At 41.5% G+C, this 23,345-nt stretch carries 23 protein-coding genes; 13 read left to right on the forward strand and 10 right to left on the reverse strand.

The window, feature by feature from the left end; translation table 11 throughout:
• Positions 1 to 127: 127 nt before the first annotated feature.
• Positions 128 to 1,291 carry an alpha-hydroxy acid oxidase gene (locus AC570H_RS00270; RefSeq protein ID WP_497350510.1) on the forward strand — a complete coding sequence of 388 codons (1,164 nt, stop codon included), beginning with the start codon at positions 128 to 130 and terminating at the stop codon, positions 1,289 to 1,291.
• Between the two features lie 136 nt (positions 1,292 to 1,427).
• Here the strand turns inward: AC570H_RS00270 and AC570H_RS00275 are convergent, their stop codons facing one another.
• The 8 genes from AC570H_RS00275 to AC570H_RS00310 are packed head-to-tail and all read right to left on the reverse strand — an operon-like array spanning position 1,428 to position 7,715.
• Complete coding sequence (locus tag AC570H_RS00275; protein WP_497350512.1) at positions 1,428 to 2,513, reverse strand: DUF695 domain-containing protein; 1,086 nt, start codon at positions 2,511 to 2,513, stop codon at positions 1,428 to 1,430.
• A 21-nt stretch (positions 2,514 to 2,534) separates the two neighbouring features.
• Positions 2,535 to 3,173 carry a hypothetical protein gene (locus AC570H_RS00280; protein WP_497350514.1) on the reverse strand — a complete coding sequence of 213 codons (639 nt, stop codon included), beginning with the start codon at positions 3,171 to 3,173 and terminating at the stop codon, positions 2,535 to 2,537.
• Positions 3,166 to 4,164, reverse strand: coding sequence for a bifunctional riboflavin kinase/FAD synthetase (locus AC570H_RS00285; protein WP_497350516.1), 999 nt, complete (start codon positions 4,162 to 4,164; stop codon positions 3,166 to 3,168). Before AC570H_RS00285 ends, AC570H_RS00280 begins: the two co-directional genes overlap by 8 nt.
• A gap of 11 nt (positions 4,165 to 4,175) precedes the next feature.
• The gene (locus tag AC570H_RS00290) at positions 4,176 to 5,036 is read right to left on the reverse strand and encodes a YitT family protein (protein WP_497350518.1); all 861 of its coding nucleotides are present in this window, start codon (positions 5,034 to 5,036) and stop codon (positions 4,176 to 4,178) included.
• A 6-nt stretch (positions 5,037 to 5,042) separates the two neighbouring features.
• Positions 5,043 to 5,774: a tRNA pseudouridine(55) synthase TruB gene (gene truB, locus AC570H_RS00295; protein ID WP_497350520.1), complete on the reverse strand. Its 732-nt coding sequence runs from the start codon at positions 5,772 to 5,774 to the stop codon at positions 5,043 to 5,045.
• Positions 5,775 to 5,808: 34 nt separating this feature from the next.
• A complete protein-coding gene (locus AC570H_RS00300) occupies positions 5,809 to 6,603 on the reverse strand; it encodes an undecaprenyl-diphosphate phosphatase (RefSeq protein WP_497350522.1) in 795 nt (264 codons plus the stop codon).
• Positions 6,604 to 6,609: 6 nt separating this feature from the next.
• Positions 6,610 to 6,837 (reverse strand): DUF3098 domain-containing protein, encoded by a 228-nt coding sequence (locus AC570H_RS00305; RefSeq protein ID WP_497350524.1) that lies wholly within the window; start codon positions 6,835 to 6,837, stop codon positions 6,610 to 6,612.
• On the reverse strand, positions 6,837 to 7,715 hold the full coding sequence (locus AC570H_RS00310) for a cell division protein FtsX (RefSeq protein ID WP_497350526.1): 879 nt from the start codon (positions 7,713 to 7,715) through the stop codon (positions 6,837 to 6,839). Before AC570H_RS00310 ends, AC570H_RS00305 begins: the two co-directional genes overlap by 1 nt.
• 327 nt (positions 7,716 to 8,042) lie before the next feature.
• Between AC570H_RS00310 and AC570H_RS00315 the strand changes: the two genes are divergently transcribed.
• From AC570H_RS00315 to AC570H_RS00340, 6 genes are all read left to right on the forward strand, one after another.
• A complete protein-coding gene (locus AC570H_RS00315) occupies positions 8,043 to 8,471 on the forward strand; it encodes a hypothetical protein (protein ID WP_497350528.1) in 429 nt (142 codons plus the stop codon).
• A gap of 201 nt (positions 8,472 to 8,672) precedes the next feature.
• Positions 8,673 to 11,471 (forward strand): leucine--tRNA ligase, encoded by a 2,799-nt coding sequence (leuS, locus tag AC570H_RS00320; protein ID WP_497350530.1) that lies wholly within the window; start codon positions 8,673 to 8,675, stop codon positions 11,469 to 11,471.
• A 298-nt stretch (positions 11,472 to 11,769) separates the two neighbouring features.
• A complete protein-coding gene (locus AC570H_RS00325; RefSeq protein ID WP_497350532.1) occupies positions 11,770 to 12,279 on the forward strand; it encodes an RNA polymerase sigma factor in 510 nt (169 codons plus the stop codon).
• 4 nt (positions 12,280 to 12,283) lie between these two features.
• A complete protein-coding gene (locus AC570H_RS00330) occupies positions 12,284 to 12,931 on the forward strand; it encodes a hypothetical protein (RefSeq protein WP_497350534.1) in 648 nt (215 codons plus the stop codon).
• Between the two features lie 192 nt (positions 12,932 to 13,123).
• A complete protein-coding gene (locus AC570H_RS00335; RefSeq protein WP_497350536.1) occupies positions 13,124 to 15,556 on the forward strand; it encodes a TonB-dependent receptor in 2,433 nt (810 codons plus the stop codon).
• 117 nt (positions 15,557 to 15,673) lie between these two features.
• Complete coding sequence (locus AC570H_RS00340) at positions 15,674 to 15,940, forward strand: hypothetical protein (protein WP_497350538.1); 267 nt, start codon at positions 15,674 to 15,676, stop codon at positions 15,938 to 15,940.
• Positions 15,941 to 16,306: 366 nt separating this feature from the next.
• On the opposite strand, the gene AC570H_RS00345 is transcribed toward AC570H_RS00340, so the two are convergent.
• Positions 16,307 to 17,938, reverse strand: coding sequence for an ABC transporter substrate-binding protein (locus AC570H_RS00345; protein ID WP_497350540.1), 1,632 nt, complete (start codon positions 17,936 to 17,938; stop codon positions 16,307 to 16,309).
• A 44-nt stretch (positions 17,939 to 17,982) separates the two neighbouring features.
• Between AC570H_RS00345 and AC570H_RS00350 the strand changes: the two genes are divergently transcribed.
• From AC570H_RS00350 to AC570H_RS00360, 3 genes are all read left to right on the forward strand, one after another.
• On the forward strand, positions 17,983 to 18,438 hold the full coding sequence (locus AC570H_RS00350) for a hypothetical protein (RefSeq protein WP_497350542.1): 456 nt from the start codon (positions 17,983 to 17,985) through the stop codon (positions 18,436 to 18,438).
• 16 nt (positions 18,439 to 18,454) lie between these two features.
• Positions 18,455 to 18,613, forward strand: coding sequence for a hypothetical protein (locus AC570H_RS00355; RefSeq protein ID WP_497350544.1), 159 nt, complete (start codon positions 18,455 to 18,457; stop codon positions 18,611 to 18,613).
• A 79-nt stretch (positions 18,614 to 18,692) separates the two neighbouring features.
• A complete protein-coding gene (locus AC570H_RS00360) occupies positions 18,693 to 19,766 on the forward strand; it encodes a DUF2891 domain-containing protein (protein ID WP_497350546.1) in 1,074 nt (357 codons plus the stop codon).
• 315 nt (positions 19,767 to 20,081) lie between these two features.
• Here the strand turns inward: AC570H_RS00360 and AC570H_RS00365 are convergent, their stop codons facing one another.
• Positions 20,082 to 20,603 carry an NADPH-dependent FMN reductase gene (locus tag AC570H_RS00365; RefSeq protein ID WP_497350548.1) on the reverse strand — a complete coding sequence of 174 codons (522 nt, stop codon included), beginning with the start codon at positions 20,601 to 20,603 and terminating at the stop codon, positions 20,082 to 20,084.
• Positions 20,604 to 20,781: 178 nt separating this feature from the next.
• On the opposite strand from AC570H_RS00365, the gene AC570H_RS00370 reads away from it, so the two are divergent.
• The 3 genes from AC570H_RS00370 to AC570H_RS00380 are packed head-to-tail and all read left to right on the forward strand — an operon-like array spanning position 20,782 to position 23,177.
• Positions 20,782 to 21,588, forward strand: a complete 807-nt coding sequence (locus AC570H_RS00370) for a ParA family protein (protein ID WP_497350550.1) — start codon at positions 20,782 to 20,784, stop codon at positions 21,586 to 21,588.
• Between the two features lie 9 nt (positions 21,589 to 21,597).
• Positions 21,598 to 22,500, forward strand: a complete 903-nt coding sequence (locus tag AC570H_RS00375) for a ParB/RepB/Spo0J family partition protein (RefSeq protein WP_497350552.1) — start codon at positions 21,598 to 21,600, stop codon at positions 22,498 to 22,500.
• Positions 22,500 to 23,177 carry a DUF5683 domain-containing protein gene (locus tag AC570H_RS00380; RefSeq protein ID WP_497350554.1) on the forward strand — a complete coding sequence of 226 codons (678 nt, stop codon included), beginning with the start codon at positions 22,500 to 22,502 and terminating at the stop codon, positions 23,175 to 23,177. Before AC570H_RS00375 ends, AC570H_RS00380 begins: the two co-directional genes overlap by 1 nt.
• Positions 23,178 to 23,345: the final 168 nt, after the last annotated feature.

The raw sequence follows: 23,345 nt of genomic DNA on the forward strand, positions 1-23,345 counted from the left end.
CAAGTGAGCAATAAAAAAGCAATTAATACCCTCATTGCCCTAAATATAGTGAAAAAATGCCAAAATTTGATCAGAATTGGCCAAAAAAACACTTTTTTATTAGGTTGATGGCACTTATATTTACGGCATGCCTATCGAAAATCTAACTTATAACCCAAAATATCCTTCAGTTAAGGATCTCAAAAAACGTGCAAAGTCGAGAATGCCAAAATTTGCCTTCGATTATTTAGAAGGTGGCTGCAACGAAGAAGTAAACCTGCTCAGAAGCGAGACCGATTACCACCATGTACTCTTAAAGCCGAGCTATTTAAAGAAGTTCAATGGCATTGATATGTCGACTACCTTATTTGGACATCGCTACAATGCACCTTTTGGTATTTCGCCAATTGGCTTGCAGGGGTTGATGTGGCCAAATGCACCGGAAATATTGGCAAAAGCCGCTCTAAAGCACAACGTGCCTTATATTTTGAGTACGGTGTCAACCAGCAGCATCGAACGGATTGCCGAAGTTTCTGAGGGACAGGCCTGGTTTCAGTTATATCATCCCACCGAAAATAGCTTAAGAGACGATATTTTGCAACGTTTAGCCGCTGTACAATGCCCTGTTTTGGTGGTGCTGGTCGATGTTCCTTCTTTTGGATTAAGATACCGTGAAATTAAGAGCGGCTTATCTATGCCTCCCAAGATGAATATCAACAACATCTTTCAGGCTGCTATTCGTCCAACTTGGGGCATACAGACTTTGCGCCATGGCATTCCATCATTCGCTACCTTGAAGCCTTATATGGAAAAGGGTTTAGACATGACCCAACTGGGCAAGTTTATGAACAAAACATTTACCGGAAGGGTAGATATAGATAAGGTTAAAGCCATCCGTGATAAATGGAAAGGCAAAATGGTGCTCAAAGGCATCGTAACCGAAAGCGATATCAAGGCCTGTGTTGATCTTGGCGTTGATGGTATTATTGTATCTAACCACGGTGGCCGTCAGATTGATGCTGGCGAATCCACGATTGTTTCTTTGGCGAAACTATTGGCCAATCCTGCTTACAAGGAAAAATTAACTGTAATGATTGATGGGGGCATGCGTTCTGGTACCGATATTGGAAGAGCCTTGGCAACTGGTGCCGATTTCACCTTTATGGGCAGGCCGTTTATGTATGGCGTAGGTGCTTTGGGCAACAAGGGTGGCGATCACACCATCTCGATGTTCAAAGCGCAGCTGAAACAAGTAATGGAACAGCTTTCTTGTGAAAGGATCGAAGATTTTCCGGAGACTTTGATTAGGTAAATCCTTTGTCATTCCGATCTATTTTGTCATTCCGACGATAGGAGGAATCTGCCTGGGATAATTTGTGATAGATCCTTCGCTTTGCTCTGGATGACAATGGTTGTGGAGCGGTTTGTTTTTCAATGTGATTTAGTGCTTACATAAATCTATCAAAAGTTCTCCAATACTTGTCTTTGTAAATATCGAACGAGATTTCGAAATCGTTGTCGTTTGCTTTGATCAATTGATCTAGTACTCGAACGGGTTTTCTAAAGTCTTTGCAGGCAAAATAGATTTCACGAATGCCATCAGCGGTTTCTCTTCCAACATTAAGGTAACCATCGCTGTCTTTGAGTACTTCCATCAATTGGTCTTCAAAATCGTTCAACTGTTGGTAGGTGTTGGCTTCTGGCATTCCGTTGGCATTGCCAGGATATTTTATTTTAATGGTTAAGATCCAAGGGTGTGATGCTTTGCTGTCCCATTTGAGCAACGATGTATTCACAATAGCAATCAAAGACATGCCGTTTTGCAGGGTAGCTTCGAGGCTTGAATAACTGTCGTTTTCTGTATTGTACCTTGTGCCTTCATATTTTTCTAGAAACTCTTTCTCCCTCCAAATCAGAAAATCTTTTAATTTGATGATTGGAACAAGTTCCTCCGTGGCCTCTTCCTTACTTGTAAATTGAATATGATCGATGGTGGTCGCCAAATTGAGCTCGCCCAGGTAATAGTCTAAAAATATATAGCTTCCATTGATGATAGCATCTTTATTTTCTTCGTTGTACTTGTTGTGTACTATTGTAATCTCTATCTGATCTGGATAGTTATTTTCCTCATTTGCATAAAAAAATAAAGAATCAGCATCAAATTTATAGCCAGCCATTGAAATATTCACATCGGTAATAGCTAACGGTTGTTTTAAAGCTGTAAATTTCCAATTTGAAATTTTTGGCGCATTTTTAACCAAATCTTCAACGAATGCAATGTTTTTTAAATTGCCTTCTGCAGTGAGGATGAGTTCTGCAGTTTCGCTGTTAAACATGCCTCCAGAAAAATAGATGCCTTCCCTCAGTTCATCGAGCTTTGAAGATAGCGTGTTGATAAAATCTTGCTCTATGTTGGCCTCGTTTTTTAAGGTATCGAAAAGTTTCTTTTCCGTTTGTTGAAACCAGTTCCAAAAATCGTTATGGTTAACAATTGGCCTTCCTTTTTTGCTAAGTATGTTTTTCAAAAAGCTCATATTTTGATTTAGGACTTTCTTTTAATGCAATGATGTGATCAATAACATCATGCCACAAATAAACATAATAAAAAAGATAAATGGTTTTAGATCATTAGCCGTTCGGCCTTCTTTTAAAACCAGTCTGCTAAAGGGTTTTGATAACAAGGTAAGCAGGCAGATGGTGAAAATAAAACCCAATCCCAATTGTTCGCCGATTCCTACGCCAAAACTAATTGCTTTGCCTGTAAAAAAATTCTTAAAGTCAATAAAGAATGAAATATTCCAGATCACTATGATGGCAATTGCAACGGGTATTTTAATGGGGAATCCACCTTGCGATTGTTTGAAGGTGATTTGTTCTTCAACTGCTGTTACAGATGGATTGATATTCTCGAAAAAGCCAAGTTGTTGAATCTGAAAAATGAGTTGTTGCGGATTGCCTGTCCAAAAGATGATTTCTTGTGGATAATCTGGAACACAGTGGTTGATTTTTACACCAGTTCTTAAAAAGTTTGAAGAAGGCACTAAAGAAATAATATCGCTTGCCCTAAAAACGTAATGGCCAAGTATACTTGCCTTGAGTTCAAGTTTATCCTTGGTAGCTATTAGGGTTACAAACGGCCAGGTAGCATTAGCATGTCCTATTCTTGCGCCACTGGTTTTTTTAATTTCAGTCATTGTCAAAAAACGCCAAAGTATCCAGCTTATCCTGATGCAGTTGAGTAGTTAAGGCTTCTAATCCGGTAAATTTTACATCATGGCGCAAAAACTTCAAGAAATTCATGGTAATGGTCTGTCCGTAAATTTCCCGATTGAAATCAAAGATGTTGACCTCGATGTTTCTCGTCATGCCGTTAATGGTTGGTCGTTGCCCAATGTAGGCCATGCCTCTGTAGGTTTTGAGTTTTGAGTTTTGAGTTTTGAGTTGTGTGTCATCAACCAACTCCAAACTCTCATTTCCAAGCTCCGAACTCATTTCAATGGTAACCGCATAAATGCCATCGCTTGGAATAAGTTTATAAGTTTCTTCTATAAATATATTAGCCGTTGGAAAACCGATGGTACGGCCAATTTTATCGCCCTTAATTACCGGACCGTTAATCGAAAAATGATAGCCTAGGTATTCGGCAGCCAAAGCCACATCTCCATTAAGCAAGGCCTTACGTATTTTGGTAGAGCTCACCGCCACATCGTTAATGTCCTGCTCTGCAATTTGTTCTACCGTGTAGCCATACTGCTGGGCGTTGGCCAGCAATTCTTCCATGCCCCCTTTTCTGTCTTTGCCAAAGCGATGGTCGTAACCCACAATCAGTTGTTTGGTGCCAATGGTGTCTACCAGTATGTTTTTGATGTATTCATCGGCCGTGAGGTTAGAAAAATCTCGCGTAAAAGGAGTGATGATCAAATGATCTACACCTAAATTCTCCAGGATCTGCGCTTTTTCCTTAATGGTATTGATCATTTTCAGGTCCTGGTTTTCAGGATCGATGATCATCCGCGGGTGCGGGAAAAAAGTAAGGATGACGCTTTCTCCACCGGACGATTTGGCCAGTTCGCATAGACGTTTGATGATTTTTTGGTGGCCATAATGTACGCCATCAAAAGTGCCTATGGTTACTACGGCATGATCCAGTTTTTTAAAATCCGATAGCTGGTTATATATTTTCAAAACGAATAGGATTAGTGAAAGGCTTGGCGTTTAACCACGCCGCCTTTAATGTCGGCAATTTGTTGCTGCACCACAAAAGCATCAGGGTCTATTGCCCTAATTTCGGCCTGTAGCTTGCTCATTTCCAGTTTAGTAACTACGGTATAAATAATGTCGATGTCTTTCTTCTCTAAATAGCCACCTTCGCCCTTGTAAATGGTCACGCCTCTTTTCATGTTCGAAATGATGAAAGCTTTGATCTCCTCGTTTTTTTCAGAAATGATAGTCACACCCGTATAGGCTTCGAGACCGTTTACAATGAAATCTATCGTATTAGAAGCCGAGAGATAGGTAAGGATGGCATACAAGGCCGTATCGATATTGATGAAATAAGCTGCAAAAGCAAAGATGATGATGTTGAGGATCAGGATGATATTGCCTACGGTTAGTTGGCTGTTTCTGCTGATGTAAAGCGCCAAAACCTCGGTGCCGTCAATTACACAGCCACCGCGCATGGCCAAACCGATACCACCACCTAAAAAGAAACCACCAAAAAAGGCGATCAACAGTTTTTCGTGGGTGATGGGTACAAAAGGCAAAAAAATCAGGGCCAAAGAGAGTGCGATAATTGCAATGGATGTTTTAAGTGCAAAGGTTTTTCCTATTTGTTTATAGCCCAAAATCACGAAAGGAATATTGATAATGACAATGAGGTAAGATAAATTCCAGCCCGTTAACGTGCTTACCAGCAGGGAAATGCCGGTAACGCCTCCATCAATAAAATGGTTGGCAATTAAAAAACTCTTTAGTCCAAAACAAGCAGACACTACACCACAAACGATAAGTGCAATCTCTTTAATTAAACGCGAACTTTTGTTTTTTAGGTGTTCCATAAGCCCTTATTGATCTTTGTTGTCTTTTGCTTCTTCTCTTTTGCTTCGAAGATAATGAACCAGATCCGCTACCTCAAATGCATTGGCCAATAAAAAGTTTCCGCTACGCGTACGAGTGAGCTTAGAAAGATGAGCGCCGTTGTTCAGTTGCTTGCCAAAGTCTGAAGCCAGCGATCTGATATAAGTACCCTTGCTGCATACAATTCTGAAATCTACTTCAGGCAGGGCAATTCTGGTAATTTCGAATACACTTACCGTAACCTGGCGTTTGCGCAGTTCTACTTCTTCACCTAAACGTGCCTTTACGTATAACCTTTCGCCATTTACCTTCACCGCAGAATGTGCTGGCGGATATTGTTCGATTTCGCCAATGAAAGGCGCAACGGCAGCATAAATGGCTTCGTCGGTTAAATGATCGATCGGAAATTCTTGATCGATAGCTGTTTCCAAGTCGAATGATGGGGTAGTGGCGCCTAAGGTAAAAGTACCGGTGTACTCTTTTTCTTCTGCCTGAAAAGTATCGATCTGTTTGGTGAGCTTGCCTGTGCAGATAATCAAAAGACCAGTTGCCAATGGATCTAAAGTGCCCGCATGGCCAACTTTGAGCTTCAAGGGTTTGAGCGAGTTTCTGATTTTGCCCACTACATCAAACGAAGTCCATTTGAAAGGCTTGTTGATGAGCAAAAGTTCTCCTTCGGCAAAATTGAAATCGGGAAATGTCGGATTTTTTTGGTCCAAAAGCTTATAATAAATTTTGCCGCAAAGCTACGGATTATATCACAGAAAGCTGATGTCCCGATAAGATCAAAATGATGATAACCAAGCCAACCACAATTCTGTACCAGCCAAATACCTTGAAACCGTTTTTGTTCAGGTAGCCGATAAAGCTTTTAATGGCCAAAAGCGCGATGATAAAAGCGATGACGTTGCCAAATGCCAAAATCTCTATTTGGTCTTTGGTAAAGCTGTGTCCTTCTTTGTAAAAATCCAACAGTTTTTTGCCTGTTGCCGCAAACATGGTAGGCACGGCTAAAAAGAAAGAGAATTCTGCTGCGGCTTTTCTGGTGAGCTTTTGGCTCATCCCTCCAACAATGGTTGCACCAGAGCGAGATACACCTGGAATCATAGCCAGACATTGGAAGAAGCCAATTTTCAAGGCCGTTAAATAATTGATGTCTTTTTCTTCGGTAATGCTGGCCTTGCTAAACCACTTGTCTACAAACAAAAGAATTACCCCGCCAATTACCAGCGAAATGGCAACGGTAAGCGGACTTTCGAGCATGGCATCGATCTTATCGCTTAGCAAAAAGCCAAAAACAGCAGCCGGAATAAAGGCGACGAGCAATTTGATATAAAAATCGAAGGTTTTGAAGAAACGCTTAAAGTACAGTACAACTACCGATAAAATGGCGCCCAGCTGAATGCAGATGGTGAAAAGCTTCACAAAAGGATCGGAGGCAATACCCATTACAGAAGAGCCAATAATCATGTGGCCGGTTGAAGAAATCGGCAAAAACTCAGTTAACCCTTCAATAATTGCAAGGATTAAGGCTTGTATAAAATTCATCGACTCCTACTTTTTGAGGATGGCGTAAATGCCGAAACCAAAACCGAAAAGCACAACCATTGGTGCCAATAAGGTTCTTCTGGTATCGTAGATATCGCCAGTTGTACCAATCATCAGCAAAAAGCCTACAACTACAATTGCAATGCTAATAATTAATAACTGATAGTTTTTTTTGGTAAACACCAATTCTGAATTTTGCTCCTTGCTGGTAGGAGCAGTTTGTTTTTCTGCCATTATCTATAAAGGTCGTAAATTTTTAAACGTAAATATCTGCTTACCGCAAACCAGGTGCTAATAGCTGTAATGAAAATGCCAATGGCTACCAGGCTCAAGAAAACAAAGCCAAACTCGGTATAGCTTTCTAAGATCTTGATTTCGCCAAGTTCTTTTTGGGCGTAGGTTAACAGGCCGAGCAAAATGATGATTGCAATAAATGAGGCAATCAATCCGTGCAGGGCAGCCACCAAAATAAAAGGTTTTCTGATGAAGTTTTTTGTGGCACCTACCAATTGCATACTCTTGATTAAAAAGCGCTGCGAGAAAATGGCCAGGCGAATGGTATTGTTGATCAGGGCAACCGCAATTACCAATAAGATAATGGCAAAGCCCAGAACGATTAAACTAATGGTGTTGATGTTTTTATTTACCATATCAATCAAAGAGCTTTGGTAAACTACCTCTTTAACAATAGGGTTTTTCTCGATGGTCTTTTTCAGGGCATCGATGTTTTGGTTATTTGCGTAATCAGCCTTTAGGTAAACATCAATGGTAGAAAGCAAGGGATTGTAGCCCAAAAAGTTCACGAAATCCTCGCCCAAATCTTTGGTCAGGTTGTGTTGCGCAACTTCTTTGTTTACATACTGGCTTTGCTTTACCGCGATGTTGCCATCCAATTCTTTTTTGAAAGCCAGGATGTCGGTTTCTTTCGCACCCTCATCAACAATGATGTTGAGCACGATGTTTTCTTTTACATAGTTGGAGAGATTTTTAGCGTGTACTAAAATTAGGCCTAACATGCCCAGCATCAATAGCACCAATGCGATGCTAAAAATGGTAGAGATGTAGATGGTCTTCGTTTTTTTAGAGGCTTCACTTACTTCAAATTCTTCCATGTAGCTATGTTTTTGTTTTTGCGAAAATAAAGAAAGATAAGTAAAAACGTAAATTAAATGGCCTTGTTTTTACAACTCAGTCGAATTTAGCAGCAGCAAATTACTCAAATTAGCTATAGCAAGCTAGGCTCTTAACATTATTTAACCTTTCGTTAAAGTTAAATAAGTGGCACATGTTTTGTTCCGAGCTGTAGCATTGGCGTTTCTTATTAAACTAAAATCAAAAAAGCTGAATGAACCCGACACGATTAAAATGATCATTAAAAATAGATGACTATTTTAATCGAAGGCTCCATCTGACAACTAAAAAACAACTAAAATAAACGGATGAAACAGAAATTAGTATTAGCAGGAATGATGCTCTTCATGATCGCAGGCTTTAGTGCATGTAAAAAACAAAATGAAGCTACAGAACCCCTTCGTACCAAGATGCTGGGCAAATGGCGGGTAAACAAAATCGATTTTACCACTTACAACTCATCGGGAACGCCAACCACTAACACCACTACCTACGCCGCAACAGATTACATCGACTTTAAAGACAACACAAACGACGATGTAGAGTTAAGTTTGGGCACCAACAACAGGGCTTTGGGTAATTACAAAGTGAGGATCAACGATACCTTTTTCCTGGATTTTTCTGAAAAGGATTTAGAATGCACTACCACGGTAATTAGCGATAATGAATTCCGTTTTACAGGAACCGTAGTGGGCGCCAGCACCAGAACAACAGAAACTTATTACCTGAGCCGTTAATTAGGCAAGGTCATTACAAACATACGGGCGCCATTTGCATTAGCAGATGGCGCTTTTTTTTTTGCTTGCCGGCGCCCCCGCCAACTAGGGAATCGTTTGTTTTGTTGACGTCTTCGCCAACAATATTAAATCTTTAAACCACGCTTCAAAAACAGGCTTTATTTCCGTAGTTTTGCAAACTATTTAAGCAAGAGCATTTTAATGGACTACCAATTTAAAGAGATAGAGCAAAAGTGGCAAAAATATTGGGCCACCAATCAAACTTTTAAAGCCGATAGCAATTCGGACAAACCAAAGTATTTTGTACTGGATATGTTTCCTTATCCATCTGGTGCAGGACTGCATGTAGGTCACCCGCTGGGCTATATCGCATCAGACATATTTTCAAGGTTCAAAAGATTGAAGGGCTTTAACGTGTTGCACCCTATGGGCTACGACTCTTTTGGTTTGCCTGCAGAGCAATATGCCATTCAAACCGGTCAGCACCCGGCCATTACCACCGAAACGAACATCGCTACCTATCGTAGACAGTTGGATCAGATTGGTTTCTCTTTTGATTGGAGCCGTGAAGTCCGCACCAGCGACCCTGCTTATTACAAGTGGACGCAGTGGATTTTTATGCAGTTGTTCAACTCTTGGTACAATTTGGAAACCGACCGTGCGGAAGATATTACCACCTTGATCGAAAAATTCAATGCATCGGGCAGTGCCGAAGTAAAGGCCGTTTGCGATGAAGATGTAAATACTTTTATGCCTAGCGATTGGGCTACTTTTACCGATGAGGAAAAACAGGTAGAGCTGTTGAAATATCGCTTAACCTACCTCAAAGAAAGTACCGTAAACTGGTGCCCGGCTTTGGGAACCGTATTGGCCAACGATGAAGTGAAAGACGGCTTTTCAGAACGTGGCGGCTTTCCGGTAGAGCAAAAGAAAATGATGCAATGGAGCATGCGGATTTCTGCCTATGCAGAACGTTTGCTTCAGGGATTAGATACAATCGATTGGCCAGAGCCAATTAAGGAAATGCAACGCAATTGGATTGGCAAAAGTGTTGGTGCCAGTGTAAGGTTTAAGATTGAAACTGCAAACTCAGAACTGCCAACTGCTAACTACATAGAGGTATTCACCACCCGAGTTGATACCATTTTCGGTGTTTCATTTGTGGTATTGGCGCCGGAGCATGAATTGGTGCAACAATTAACTACACCTGCGCAACAGCAAATGGTCGACGATTATATCGCACAAACCAAAAAGAAATCCGAACTGGATCGCATGGCTGATACCAAAACGGTTTCTGGTGCTTTTACAGGCAGTTATGTGCTTAATCCGGTTAATGGAGAAAAGGTACAGATCTGGATTGCCGATTACGTGTTGGCAGGCTATGGCACTGGTGCCGTAATGGGCGTGCCAAGTGGCGATCAGCGCGATTGGCTTTTTGCTACGCATTTCAATTTGCCGATTATCCAGATTTTAGATGCCCAACAAGATATCGAAACCCAGGCAGATGCCACTAAAGAAGGAAAATACATCAATTCTGGCTTTATCAATGGCCTTAACTATAAGGATGCCGTTGCCTTTTTAAACAACTGGTTGGAAGAGCAGGGTGTAGGCAAAGCAAAAATCAATTACCGCATGCGCGATGCTATTTTTGGTCGCCAGCGCTATTGGGGCGAACCTATTCCAGTTTATTTTAAAAACGGATTGCCTTATTTGGTGAAAGAAGAGGAATTGCCTGTGGTATTGCCAGAAATCGATAAATATTTGCCAACAGAAACCGGCGAACCGCCTTTGGGCCGTGCTGCCGATTGGAAATACGAAGACCAATACGAATACGAATTGAGCACCATGCCGGGTTGGGCAGGCAGCAGCTGGTACTGGTACCGTTACATGGATGCGCAAAACGATTCTGAATTTGCCTCAAAAGAAGCAGTAGCCTATTGGAAGGACGTTGATTTGTACATCGGCGGCTCTGAACATGCTACCGGACACTTGCTGTACAGCCGTTTCTGGAACAAGTTTTTGAAGGATTTGGGTTATGTAAGCGAAGAAGAACCATTCAAAAAACTGATCAACCAAGGGATGATCCAGGGGCGTAGCAATTTTGTATACCGCGTAGTTGATGCCGAGGGCAGGGGTACCAATACTTTGGTGTCTTATGGATTGAGGAAAGATTACAAAACCATCGCTTTGCACGTAGATGTAAATATTGTAGAGAACGATATACTCAATGTCGCACAATTCAAACAGTTTAGGCCTGAGTTTGAAAATGCCGAGTTTATTTTAGAAGGTGGCAAATACATCTGTGGCGTAGAAGTAGAAAAAATGTCGAAATCAAAATTCAACGTGGTAAACCCCGATGTGTTGATTGAGCATTATGGAGCAGATACTTTGCGCATGTACGAGATGTTTTTGGGACCGTTGGAGCAAAGCAAGCCGTGGAACACCAACGGAATCGAAGGTGTATTTAAGTTCCTGCGTAAATTCTGGCGTTTGTTCCACAATGAAGAATGGCAGTTCCATGTGAACGATTCGGTGCCTCACAAAGCTGAGTTGAAAGCATTGCATAAGATCATTAAAAAAGTGCAGGATGATATCGAGCGCTTCTCGTTCAATACTTCGGTTTCGAGCTTTATGATTGCTGTTAACGAACTGACTGACTTGAAATGCAAAAACCGTCAGGTATTGGAAGATTTGGTGGTGGTGCTTTCTCCTTATGCACCGCATATCTGTGAAGAGCTGTGGTCGTTGTTGGGGCATGAAAATTTATCTACGGCAAGCTACCCAACATTTAATCCGGCTTATTTGGAAGAAAATGAGTTTGCCTATCCGATTTCGATCAATGGCAAAATGAAGATGAACTTGAATTTAAGTTTAGGTTTAGACGAAGCGCAGGTAACGGAAACCGTATTGGCCAATGAACAGGTGCAGAAACACTTGGAAGACAAGGCGCCGAAAAAAATCATTTTCGTAAAAGGAAAGATTGTAAATATTGTAGTTTAAGGAATAATAGTAGGCGTCATCCTGAACTTGTTTCAGGATCTCAGCTTCGCATAATTCAGCCACAGACTGACAGATTTTAAAACTGTTGGTCTGTGGCTTTTTTCTTCAATCATCATGCTGAAGTTAATTCAGTATTTCGCTTGATGGATTCTTAAATCCAAACGATTAACTATCAACTTCGAACTGTCGCCCTATACCTTCAACCTTCCAGACCTCCGCCTTTCCTTAAAATATTTTTCAGAAATTTTGTGATTTTTTAGACCTTGTTGCGAATAATAGGGAAAACAGTTTTAAAAACATGCAACAAGCACCTGTAGCCCAACCAGATTTCATCCAGCTCATTGAAGCCAATAAGCGCATTATCTTTAAGGTATGCAATTCTTATTGCCGCAATGCGAGCGACCGTGAAGACTTGGCTCAGGAAATCATTTTCCAGCTTTGGAAATCGTGGAGCAGTTTCAACAATACCTACCAGCTCTCTACCTGGATGTACCGTATAGCCCTGAATGTAGCCATCTCTTTTTACCGCCGGGAAAGAAAAGCAACAAACACGGTTTTAATGGGCGAACATGTGATAGAAATGGCAGACGAAAACCTGGACGCGGGTTTAGAAACTAACCTCAGCCTGTTGCAGCAATTTATCAACGAGCTTAAACCATTAGACAAGGCGCTTTTATTGCTTTACTTGGAAGAGAAACAACAAAAGGAAATAGCCGAAATCATGGGGATCAGCCTCAGCAATGTAGCCACCAAAATTGGCCGCATCAAAGAACTGTTGAGACAAAAATTTTCAAACTTAAAAGCCTAGCATCATGCAAGAATTAGAAATCATAAATCTTTGGAAACAATACGACGAGAAATTAGAACAATCACTTTCTCTCAATCGAAAAATTATAGCCGATTTGCAGCAGCAAAAGGCAAAAAAAGCCCTGAAGCCAGCAAAAAGAATGAAACTGTTTGCCGTTATTGCAGGTTTAATTTACGTAGCTGTTTTAGGCTTTCTGGTTTATCATTCGCTTACATTCGAGAAGATATTCTTTGTGGCCTCACTCAGTATCAGTATCGTGATCACAATCATTGCCATTGTGGTTTATATCGATCAGCTCTACTTGATTAATGATATAGACAACAGCGAAAGCGTAGTTTACATCCAGCAGAAACTGTCTGCTTTGCAGGCTTCTACCTTGAAAATTGTAAGGGTATTGTTGTTGCAGCTGCCATTTTATTCTACTTGGTACATCAATTTTCAATGGATCAAAGAATCGCCAAATTCGTTCTATTTTATCCACCTGCCTATTGTGTTTCTTTTCGTATTGGCCAGCATTTGGTTGTATAGAAACATCAATCTTAAAAACAGCGACAAAAAATGGTTTAAAATCATGTTTTCCGGAGCAGAATGGACCTCGGTGATTAAATCTGGCCAATTTTTAAAAGAAATAGAAGCTTTTGAAAAAGCCTAAGACCTGTAATCCATCGCCCCGAGCCAAAACCTACAGAGATTGGCTTGGGAGGCGATTGGTCATACTTTACCACTCACCGCTTCAAAAATGCCATTCACCGATTTTTCCTGTCCAGTAAACAGAAATCAGTAGGCTTTGCCTGTAACAAAATCTATTTTTGGCAGACTAAATAGCAAACAAACAATAATTATAATGAAAAGAATTCTACTACTATGTATTGGTTTAATGACAGTGATTGGTGCAAAGGCACAATTCCCAGGCATGGGAGGTGGCGCAGCGGCACCGAAGGTTACTGGTCGTATAACTGCAATCATCATAGACTCGCTAACCAAACAGCCAGTTGATTACGCAACCGTTTCTTTAGTAAAAGTAAAGGATGGCAAAGCTGTAAATGGTGGGGTAACCGACGAAAAAGGAAAAGTGATCCTCCAAAATGTGGCTCCAGACGAATATAAATTGACAGTTGGCTTTATCGGCTATGCCTCAAAAAGCATCTTGGTAACCACTACACCTGGAAAGCCAGATAATAATGTGGGCAATATTGTTTTGGTGTCGAGCTCAAATACCTTAAAAGAAGTAACAGTGGAAGGCAAGAAAGCCATGATCGAGAATAAGATCGATAGAATGGTGTACAATGCGGAAGCCGATGCAACCAATGCCGGTGGCGATGCAACCGACGTTATGCGTAAGGTGCCGATGCTTTCGGTAGATATGAGCGGCAACGTACAATTGCGTGGCGCTGCGGTTCGCGTATTGATCAATGGCAAGCCTTCGGGTACCATGGCCAACAGCGTTGCCGATGCCTTGAAAATGTTGCCAGCCGATCAGATCAAAAGCGTAGAGGTAATTACCAGCCCATCGGCCAAATACGATGCTGAAGGTTCTGGTGGTATCATCAACATCATTACCAAAAAATCGAATGCACAAGGGGTGAGCGGTAGCGTAAATGCAACTGCAGGTACCCGTCAAAATACAGGTTCGTTTAACTTAACGGCAAAAACAGGTCGCTTGAGTGTAAATACCAACTTGGGTACCATGTTGGCTTATCCGCAAGAAACCAGGGTAACATCGTTAAATAGAACAACCTCTAGCACAGGTACAACCAGTGTTTTTCAGGATGGTTATTCAGATTGGACCAGGCAGATGTACAACGGTAGCTTAGGTTTAGACTACGATTTCAATGCTTATAACAATATCAGCACAAACGCAAGGTATAACCACTTTTTTAATGGCGGTCCGGGTCAAACTAATTTAATGATCGATAATGAGGCCGCTAAAAACCTTGGCCAAACCGATATGGGCAACAGCAATATCGATTGGAACATCGATTATAAAAAGACCAGCAAAAAAGCCGGCGAAGAGTTTTCGGTTTCGGGTCAGTTAACCAGTGGCCGCAATACGAATGAGTTTACCAATACTTTGCAAAAAGTTGGTTTTCCAGATAATGTATTGGCCAGCAGCAATACCGGTAAGAACAAAGAATATACGGCCCAAACCGATTATGTTTATCCTTTTAGCAAATCGGTAACTTTTGAGGCCGGTGCCAAAGGGATTTTCCGTAACATCATTAGCGATTATGGCAGCGGTTCGGCGCAAACTTTTGACTATGATCAAAACGTGGGTGCCTTGTACAGCACGATCAGTTTTAACTTGGCCAAAAAATTACAGTTTAAAGGAGGCTTAAGGGCTGAGTATACTGCAATTAATTTCGCCAATAGCAAAAACGATTATTTTAACCTTTTTCCAAGTGCCATCATATCGCATCCGCTTAGTCCGATGACGACACTTAAGCTGAGCTATAACCGCAGGGTGCAACGTCCAAGTTTAAGCTACTTGAACCCATTCCGTAATGAAGCCAATCAGTTCACTGTTTTTCAGGGAAATCCAGATCTTGATCCTGAGCTGAGCGATAACTTGGAATTTGGTTACTCAACTTTCATTAAGGGTTCTATCATCAATGCCTCGGTTTTTTATCGCCGTACGCAAAACGTAATCGAAAATGCCAACTTGGTTGACCCGTTAACAGACACTAAGGTGTTGACTACCTTTATCAACGTAGGTACCTCAGAAAGTTATGGCTTTAATGTGTTTGGTTCATACAATCCAACGCCAAAATGGACATTGATGAGCAATATCGGTATCAATAGCTACCAGGTAAATAACATCGATGCCAACAGCGCATCATTTGGTACGGTGAACAACACCAAGACATTCTGGAACTACAACGTGTTTTTGCGTTCGGCAACTTCGTTTAAAAAAGGATGGAGCTTTGAAGCTTTTGGCGTAATCAATTCTCCACGTTATACTTTTCAAGGGAAAACAGACGCTTTCTTTATCCACTATTTCGCGGTGAAGAAAGAGATCCTGAACAAAAAAGGAAGTATTGCCATCAATACGCTGAATCCGTTTCAGCGTGACCTGAAAATCAATTCGGTTACGCAATCGGCATTTACCTATCAAAGCCAGAACATTCTTTACCCATTGCGTTCTTTTGGCTTGAACTTTAGCTACAATTTTGGTAAGCTTAAATTTACCGAGAAGAAAAAAATCAAAAACGACGACGTGAAGCAAGACCAGCAACAAGGCGGCGGCATGGGCGGTGGCCAAATGGGTGGCAATCAATAATATTAAACACAAATGAGCCTAAAGACCTTTGAGTAAAATCAAAGGTCTTTTTTTTTACAAACTTGGCTTTTTGAAGACTTGTGATTAGCTTTAGGTTCAACCATTAACCCAATAAATATGAAAAAGAATTTAGAAGTATTAGACAGAAAACAAATGAAAAATATTCTTGGTGGTTTGGCCGATACACCGGGCTCGGGTTCGGTGCCACCATCAACCGGGACAGGCAACAGCGATGCCGATCGTTATTTGAAATGCGATTCCTCATGTAAAACAGAAGCTGGCGGATGGCAAACAGGTATACCAGGCATGTCGCCACCAGCAGGCGCACCAGAATTGACCTATGCAGCTTGCATGGCATCATGCTTATCTGCCGCGATGAATTAAAGCCGATTATAGTTGTGCCGGCGCTCTAACAAAGAGTTGAAAATATTTTTTAATCAGATTCGTTTGGAATCAAATTTTCTTCTATCTTTGAAAAACGACCTAGTTAAAATAAGAGACAAGTCGGAATAAAAAAGAGATTCAAAACAACCAAATATAATTTCTAGCCTCTGGTGCAATTGCATCAGAGGCTTTTTAATTTATCAGCCGTCACCCTGAACTTGATTCAGGGTCTGTCTCCATTGAGGTGCCGGATCAGTGTCAGGCATGACGAATCTTAGCAATAGGCTAAATCTAAGTTTGCGATCGGCAGTTGTAGGTTTACAATTGAACAACACCTGATCAGCTAATAGCTAGTGGACCAATGAACTATTGCTTCTTCACTCTTTTCAAAATCATGAGGCTCAATGCATTGGTAGGATAGCCACTGATGTTGTTTTGGAGCATCACTACAGATTGGTCATAGAGAATGGGCACAACAGACGAATACTGCATCACCATATTGTCCATTTTATAATAAAGTTCATAACGTTTCTTGGCATCACTTTCGTAATAGCTCTGCTCAAACAACTTATCAAATTCGTCGTTAAAATAGCCTGTATAATTAGGGCCAAAAGGCACTCGGTTTTTAGAGTAAAAAACAGAAAGATAGTTTTCTGCATCAGGGTAATCGGCAATCCACGAGCCCCTAAAAAAGTTGACTTCGTTTTTGGCCATCATATCGCGCAGGCTGGCATTCGGGCTCACATCTACCTTAACTTTGATGCCAATGGTATTCAGTTCGCCCTGTACAAATTCGATAAGGTCTTTATAGGTTGTAGAGGTGCTCAGGGTAACTTCAGGCATTCCCTTACCGTTTGGAAAGCCTGCCTGGGCTAATAATTTAGCCGATAAGGCTGGATTATAATCATAGCCCTTTACGCGCGTGCTGTCAAAGCCGGGCATCCCTTTGGGTACAAATCCGGCAGTGGCTGGCGTACCAATACTGTTTCTTAAATATTTGATCAACTTTTGCCTATCGATGGCATAATTAATGGCTTGTCGTACTTTCTGCATGCGCAAGGGCGAATTTTTAACGATGGCTTTAGAGGTATCCACCAAAATTCCAATGTATTCTGTACAGAGGTAGGGGCCTTTGATCAATTGAAACTTGCCCTTGTACTTGCTGGTCATCTGGCCGCTTTTGGTCAGGATATCATCGCGGTAGCTGCCGTCAACACTGTTGAAAAAATCGAGGTCTTTTTTGATGAAATTCATAAAAGCACTCTGCTTATCGGTGATAAAACTCACCTTTATGGCATCTAGATAAGGCAGCTTTTGATTGCCGTCTTTCTCCCAATAATGGTCGTTTTTAAGCAGGACGAGGATTTCGTCTTCCTTCCAATATTTGAATTTAAACGGGCCGGTACCAACCGGATGGCTCCTAAAATCCTTTCCATAATGTTCAACCACTTCTTTGGGCACTACCGAACAATATTGGGCGGTTAGCAAATTCATAAAAGCCGGAAAAGGCTTGAGCAGCGTAATCTGAAAAGTAGTGTCGTTAACCGCTTTAAAGCTTTGCGCGTCTTTTACCTTGTCGCTAAAAATCCAGCCACCAGAAGAAGCCACTTTAGGATCGATGAGCCTGTTAAAGCTATAGGCAAAATCTTCGGCCACTACCTTTCGGCCTTTGCCGTTTGTAAACAGGGCATCGTCTTGAAAAAAAACATCATTGCGAAGATGAAAAATGTAAACAAGACCGTCTGCAGAAGTTTCCCAGCTTTTGGCAATGCAGGGAATGGTGTTCAGTTGCCGGTCTACCTGTACCAAACCGTTAAAAATCTGGTTGATCATCCAAATGGCATTCTGATTGCGTGCAAAAGCAGGATCGAGCGAGGTTACATTTTGATCGAGGTTGATGTTAAACACTTTTTTGCCATCGTTTTCAGTACTTCTTTTGCAGGAAACCATGAAAAGGAGGGCGAAAATCCAAAATATATCGCTTATAATTCTACGCATCGGTTGAGAATACTATTTTTGTACAAATTAATAAATAAATTCAGATGTCTTTTTTAAATGAGTTGATAAATAGTGAAAATGACGCCAATTTGCGCGAAGAGCTGCAAGAACGCGTGGATATAGTAGCACATAAAATCAAATTTATAGAACAGGTGCCTGTGGTTTGTTTAGATACGGCGAATAACCCGAGTTTGTTGTTGGCCGAAGAAATGAAGGCCGCTGGTGGCATGCTCGAAACAGATGTAATAGGCGCGGTTTATATTATTTACTATGAACCCAATAAAACGCTGGTAGATTTGATGCGCGAAGTTCCGGCATTGCTTGATAAAGAATGGCAGGCTGTAAAAAATGGTCGAATCATTTTGCTGAACGACGATGCGAACAGACAGCGAACGCCCGAAAATGCAATTACCTTAATTGAAGACATGGCCGAAATGATCCATCCCGGACATTTTATTTTTGGCCATGAAGGTTCCCGCTGGATCAGGTTTAGCGTATAACTGGTTGTGGATAGTAATGGAAGATGTAAGAGGTGAGATGGAAGATGGAATCGGCGTTGCGAGGAACGAAGCCATCTCTTTCGATAAGTTTTCAGTTGCCAGTTTTCAGTTGCCAGTTTTGAGTAAGCAACTTAGCAATATGGTAATTGTGCCTCATGGCACCGAACAATATTAAATAATTGCTAGTTTTCGGTTTTCGATTAACAATTGGGCAATTTAACAATTAACTAATTTCAGCATTCATCAATATACCCATGAAGAAAACGCTTTTATTTACTTTCCTTTCGCTCATATTCGGTGCTTTAAGCGCTCAAGAAGTGCCAACGCTCACTGCCAATGTAGCTGAGAAACTCTCCAAAATGCCATTGGGCTGTATCATACAGGAATTCCCGAACAAGACTTCGCATGTAGCCAATACTGCAGTTGATGGCAGGCTATTGCCGAGCGAATTACACCCTGCGTTTTACGGCTGTTTAGATTGGCATAGCTCGGTGCATGGACATTGGATGCTAATCAGATTGCTCAAAACCATAACCGATCTTAAAAATAAAGAAGCTATTGTTGCATTACTGAACAAAACATTTACGCAGGCGAACATGGAGAGCGAGGCGGCCTATTTTACCAAATATCAGGTGGCCAATACCTATGAGCGAACTTACGGCTGGGCCTGGCTGCTCAAATTAGACGAAGAGCTTTATACCTGGGATAATCCAGACGCCAAACGCTGGCATGCGGCATTGCAACCCTTAACCCAACAAATCTTAAAACTCTGGAAAGCTTACCTGCCCAAACAAACCTATCCAAATCGTACAGGAGTACATCCGAATACGGCATTCGGATTGGTGTTTGCCTTAGATTGGGCCCGCACTAAAAAAGATCTTGCTTTTGAACAGGAAATTATTGCCAAAGCCAAATCATTTTACCTTACTAATGTGGCTACTCCGGCCTATATGGAGCCAGATGGTTCCGATTTCTTTTCGCCAAGCCTAGAAGTGGCCGATTTAATGAGTAGGGTATTGCCTCAAAAGGAATTTGTAGCCTGGCTCAATAAATTTTATGAACAAAGAAGCATACAGCGCATTAGCGAACTGCCAATCATCAGCGATTTGAACGATTACCAAACCGTTCATTTGGTGGGCTTGTCTTTTACCCGTGCCTGGTGCATGCGGAGTGTGGCGACTCATTTGCCATCAAACCATAAATGGAAAAAACATTTTGAACAAACCGCTAATAAGTTCCTGAGCAATGCCTTGCCTTTGGTTTTTGCAGGGAATTACGGTGGCGACCATTGGTTGGCTTCTTTTGCGGTGTATGCGCTTGAGCGATAGGTTTCTAGTCTGCAGTCGATAGTCCATAGTTGGGGAAGATGTAAAAGGGAAGATGTAAGATGGACTGCTTCAAAAGCTCGTCATTGCGAAGAACGCAGTGATGAAGCAATCTCTTTTTGACAAATTTTCAGTTACCAATTTTCAGTGGCAAGAATTGAAGCATCAGGCTGACTACATAGGCACATGGTTCTTAAGTGAACTTAAATGTCTGATATGGTTAAAAGAAGTTTTCAGTTGCTAGTTTACACCTAGAACTTTCCAACGTTCTAACTTTCCAACCTTTTAACAATCGGCAATTAAACAATTGAGCCCAAGCTAAAACTTAACAAACTTATCCATTTGCTCGTCGGTAAATTTGAGCGTGTCTGCCAAACGGAAATTTCCTGCCTCGTCAAGCTCGTTTTTAATGCAGGCAATGTGCAGGCGCAAAGGCATTACATTCAGGTGTAGGTAGGCGCACACCCCGTTAAAATGTTCAACACCCCTAATATTTCCATATTTGCCCGAGGAAATGCCCACCAAACAAGCCTTCTTGTCGTAAAAGCTGGATGGGAAAGAACAGGCATCGATAAAGGTTTTCAGTACGCCCGGAAAACTACCGTTGTATTCAGGGATGATGAACAGGAATTTGCTGGTATCGTCTACCAATTGCTGCATTTCCTGAAACTCCGCACTTCTTTTGCCATAAAGATCCGAGCTGATCAAATTTTCAGGCAAGTGCTGCAGGTTAAGCAGCTGAGTCTGCAATCCCTTTTTAGCCAGCTCTTTCTGATAATATTGAGCTACTTTGAGGGTATTGCTGTCGGGCCTGTTGGTGCCGGATATAATGGTAATCATGCTAAAATTGTTAATAAGATGTTCAAAACACTTATGGCTTTAGTACTGGAATTGTGATTTAGTTTGTATCTTAGCTAATTGTAAAAAATGCCTAAATCGATACAAAAATAGCATTTTTTGAAGATTTTTTATTGTGAAATAAAGCCATGTCCAGTTTTGGCGATTTTTAGAAAGATAGATGAGTAAAATTATTGCTTTAGCAAACCAAAAAGGAGGCGTAGGTAAAACTACCTCGTCTATTAATTTAGCTGCCAGCTTGGCGGTATTGGAGTTCAAAACGCTTTTGGTTGATGCCGATCCGCAGGCCAATTCTACCTCAGGCATTGGCTTTGATCCAAGAAACATCAAAAACAGCATTTACGAATGCATCATCAATGATGTGGAACCCCAAGATGCCATCCTTAAAACAGATACGCCTAACTTGGACCTATTGCCGGCACACATTGATTTGGTAGGTGCCGAGATCGAGATGATCAACCTGACCAGCCGCGAATACAAAATGAAAGCCGTGCTGGATAAGATTAAAGACCAGTACGATTTCATCATCATCGACTGCTCTCCATCTTTGGGCTTGATCACCATCAACTCTTTAACTGCAGCCGATTCGGTAATCGTACCGGTACAATGCGAATATTTTGCGTTAGAAGGATTAGGCAAATTATTGAACACAATTAAAATCGTACAAAACCGTTTAAATCCTGCATTGGAAATCGAAGGCATTTTATTAACCATGTACGATGTGCGTTTGCGTTTGTCTAATCAGGTAGTTGAAGAAGTGAAAACCCACTTCCAAGACTTGGTTTTTGATACCATTATCCAACGCAATACACGTTTGAGCGAGGCGCCTAGCTATGGCGTATCGGTAATTATGCACGATGCCAACTGCAAAGGGGCAATTAACTATTTAAACTTGGCCAGAGAGATTGTTCGCAAAAACGGTTTGATAACCAGCGAAGAACAAAACCTAGATACGGCAACCATATAAATTACATAGATGACATCTTTTCAGCGAAAAACAGGTTTAGGAAAAGGATTAAGTGCGCTCTTAGATGATAATGATTCGGTAAATCAGCCCAAAACGGCTGTCGAGTCGCCAGCGCCAACCTTATTGGCCGGCAGCATTAGCGAAGTTAATATCAATGATATAGAAACCAACCCTTATCAGCCTCGTACAGAGTTTGATCAGGTTGCCTTGAACGAACTCTCAGAATCGATCAAAGTACAAGGATTGATCCAGCCCATTACGGTAAGAAAGCATGGTAACAAATACCAGTTGATTTCTGGTGAGCGTAGGCTTAGGGCGTCGAAATTGGCCGGACTGGAACAAATTCCCGCCTACATCCGCGATGCCGATAACCAACAGATGTTGGAAATGGCCTTGATCGAAAACATCCAGCGGGAAAACCTGAACGCCATTGAGGTGGCTTTGAGTTTCCAGATGATGATAGACGAGTGTAACCTCAAGCCAGAACAATTGGGCGATCGCGTAGGTAAAAACCGCACAACCGTGAGCAACTATTTGCGTCTGCTTAAATTGCCACCAGTAATTCAGGCTTCCATTCGCGACGGCAAAATATCAATGGGCCATGCCCGTGCGCTCATCAACGTTGAAGAAGCAGAAAAACAACTTTATATCCACCAAGAAATCTTAGATAAAGGCCTTTCAGTACGTAAGGTAGAAGAATTGGTACGTAGCATCCACCATGTGCAAGTAAAGCCTGTTAAGGCCAAAGTTGCCGGTGTTTCTTTCGAATACCAAAAACTACAGAATGACCTGGCTTCTAAATTTGCAACCAAGGTAAAACTGAAAGTGAACGAAAATGGCAAAGGCGCCATCGAAATTCCTTTTGTATCAGGCGACGATCTCAATAGAATTTTAGAACTGTTAGATTGGTAATGCGACACCTTTTTCTTTTGGTGGTTTTGCTCTTCACTTTTGCTATGGCAAAGGCACAGGATCCTGTGGTAAAAAAACCAAAAGATACCGTTAAAGGTAAGTTAGATACCTTAGATGGCGAACCAAAATACATCAACCAAGGTAAAATTGCCGGTCGAAAAGCTTTCCGACGCTCTTTGATCTTTCCTGGCCTCGGCCAGATGTATAATTATGGCCAAGTAGTTGACGATGTGAAAAGCGGTAGGGTAGAAGGCACAAAATTTTGGCAAAAAACCTACATCCTCGCCAAATTGGGAGGGATTTATGGCGGTGGTACCGCACTGGTTATCGCCTATATGGATAATAACCAGTTGTACCGCAGGTTTTTAAAAGAACTGCAGTACAGGCAACTGAATAACAACCAGCCTTTGCAGGGTAATGGATTGGAGCAGTATAGAGATGCCCAGGCCTTAACAACAGCCAAAAATATTTATAAGCGAAACCGTGAAGTGGTATTAATCTCCTTGGTAGGTCTTTATGGCCTCAGCGCTGTGGATGCCTACGTAACTGCGCGTTTAAAATATTTCAATGTAGACGAAAGTTTGTCGTTTAAGGTTACCCCATCGGTTATCAACTCGGGCAGCATGTACAGTTTCAGCGCACCCACACCGGCATTAAAGCTGATCATCAAGCTATGAAACCAGGCGAGTTCAACTAATGTATTCCTGTGTTTTAATTGCAAATCTGTTTCCTTACCTTTAGGGCCAATGGGTAGATGTTTGAACATGTATAGCATCAGCCAATCGATAAAAATTAATTATATATAAATGAAACCGCCATGCCAATCATGGTAGCTTAATCACCAC

The organism is Pedobacter sp. B4419, assembly GCF_059693725.1.

Bases quoted from the DNA above. Each gene is read 5' to 3' on its own strand.
- AC570H_RS00365 (WP_497350548.1), bottom strand. From the start codon at position 20,603: ATGATTACCATTATATCCGGCACCAACAGGCCCGACAGCAATACCCTC.
- AC570H_RS00370 (WP_497350550.1), top strand. From the start codon at position 20,782: ATGAGTAAAATTATTGCTTTAGCAAACCAAAAAGGAGGCGTAGGTAAA.
- AC570H_RS00375 (WP_497350552.1), top strand. From the start codon at position 21,598: ATGACATCTTTTCAGCGAAAAACAGGTTTAGGAAAAGGATTAAGTGCG.
- AC570H_RS00360 (WP_497350546.1), top strand. From the start codon at position 18,693: ATGAAGAAAACGCTTTTATTTACTTTCCTTTCGCTCATATTCGGTGCT.
- AC570H_RS00380 (WP_497350554.1), top strand. From the start codon at position 22,500: ATGCGACACCTTTTTCTTTTGGTGGTTTTGCTCTTCACTTTTGCTATG.
- AC570H_RS00350 (WP_497350542.1), top strand. From the start codon at position 17,983: ATGTCTTTTTTAAATGAGTTGATAAATAGTGAAAATGACGCCAATTTG.
- leuS (WP_497350530.1), top strand. From the start codon at position 8,673: ATGGACTACCAATTTAAAGAGATAGAGCAAAAGTGGCAAAAATATTGG.
- AC570H_RS00315 (WP_497350528.1), top strand. From the start codon at position 8,043: ATGAAACAGAAATTAGTATTAGCAGGAATGATGCTCTTCATGATCGCA.
- AC570H_RS00275 (WP_497350512.1), bottom strand. From the start codon at position 2,513: ATGAGCTTTTTGAAAAACATACTTAGCAAAAAAGGAAGGCCAATTGTT.
- AC570H_RS00270 (WP_497350510.1), top strand. From the start codon at position 128: ATGCCTATCGAAAATCTAACTTATAACCCAAAATATCCTTCAGTTAAG.
- AC570H_RS00305 (WP_497350524.1), bottom strand. From the start codon at position 6,837: ATGGCAGAAAAACAAACTGCTCCTACCAGCAAGGAGCAAAATTCAGAA.
- AC570H_RS00325 (WP_497350532.1), top strand. From the start codon at position 11,770: ATGCAACAAGCACCTGTAGCCCAACCAGATTTCATCCAGCTCATTGAA.
- AC570H_RS00340 (WP_497350538.1), top strand. From the start codon at position 15,674: ATGAAAAAGAATTTAGAAGTATTAGACAGAAAACAAATGAAAAATATT.
- AC570H_RS00310 (WP_497350526.1), bottom strand. From the start codon at position 7,715: ATGGAAGAATTTGAAGTAAGTGAAGCCTCTAAAAAAACGAAGACCATC.
- AC570H_RS00290 (WP_497350518.1), bottom strand. From the start codon at position 5,036: ATGGAACACCTAAAAAACAAAAGTTCGCGTTTAATTAAAGAGATTGCA.
- AC570H_RS00280 (WP_497350514.1), bottom strand. From the start codon at position 3,173: ATGACTGAAATTAAAAAAACCAGTGGCGCAAGAATAGGACATGCTAAT.
- AC570H_RS00335 (WP_497350536.1), top strand. From the start codon at position 13,124: ATGAAAAGAATTCTACTACTATGTATTGGTTTAATGACAGTGATTGGT.
- AC570H_RS00300 (WP_497350522.1), bottom strand. From the start codon at position 6,603: ATGAATTTTATACAAGCCTTAATCCTTGCAATTATTGAAGGGTTAACT.
- AC570H_RS00355 (WP_497350544.1), top strand. From the start codon at position 18,455: ATGGAAGATGTAAGAGGTGAGATGGAAGATGGAATCGGCGTTGCGAGG.
- AC570H_RS00345 (WP_497350540.1), bottom strand. From the start codon at position 17,938: ATGCGTAGAATTATAAGCGATATATTTTGGATTTTCGCCCTCCTTTTC.
- AC570H_RS00330 (WP_497350534.1), top strand. From the start codon at position 12,284: ATGCAAGAATTAGAAATCATAAATCTTTGGAAACAATACGACGAGAAA.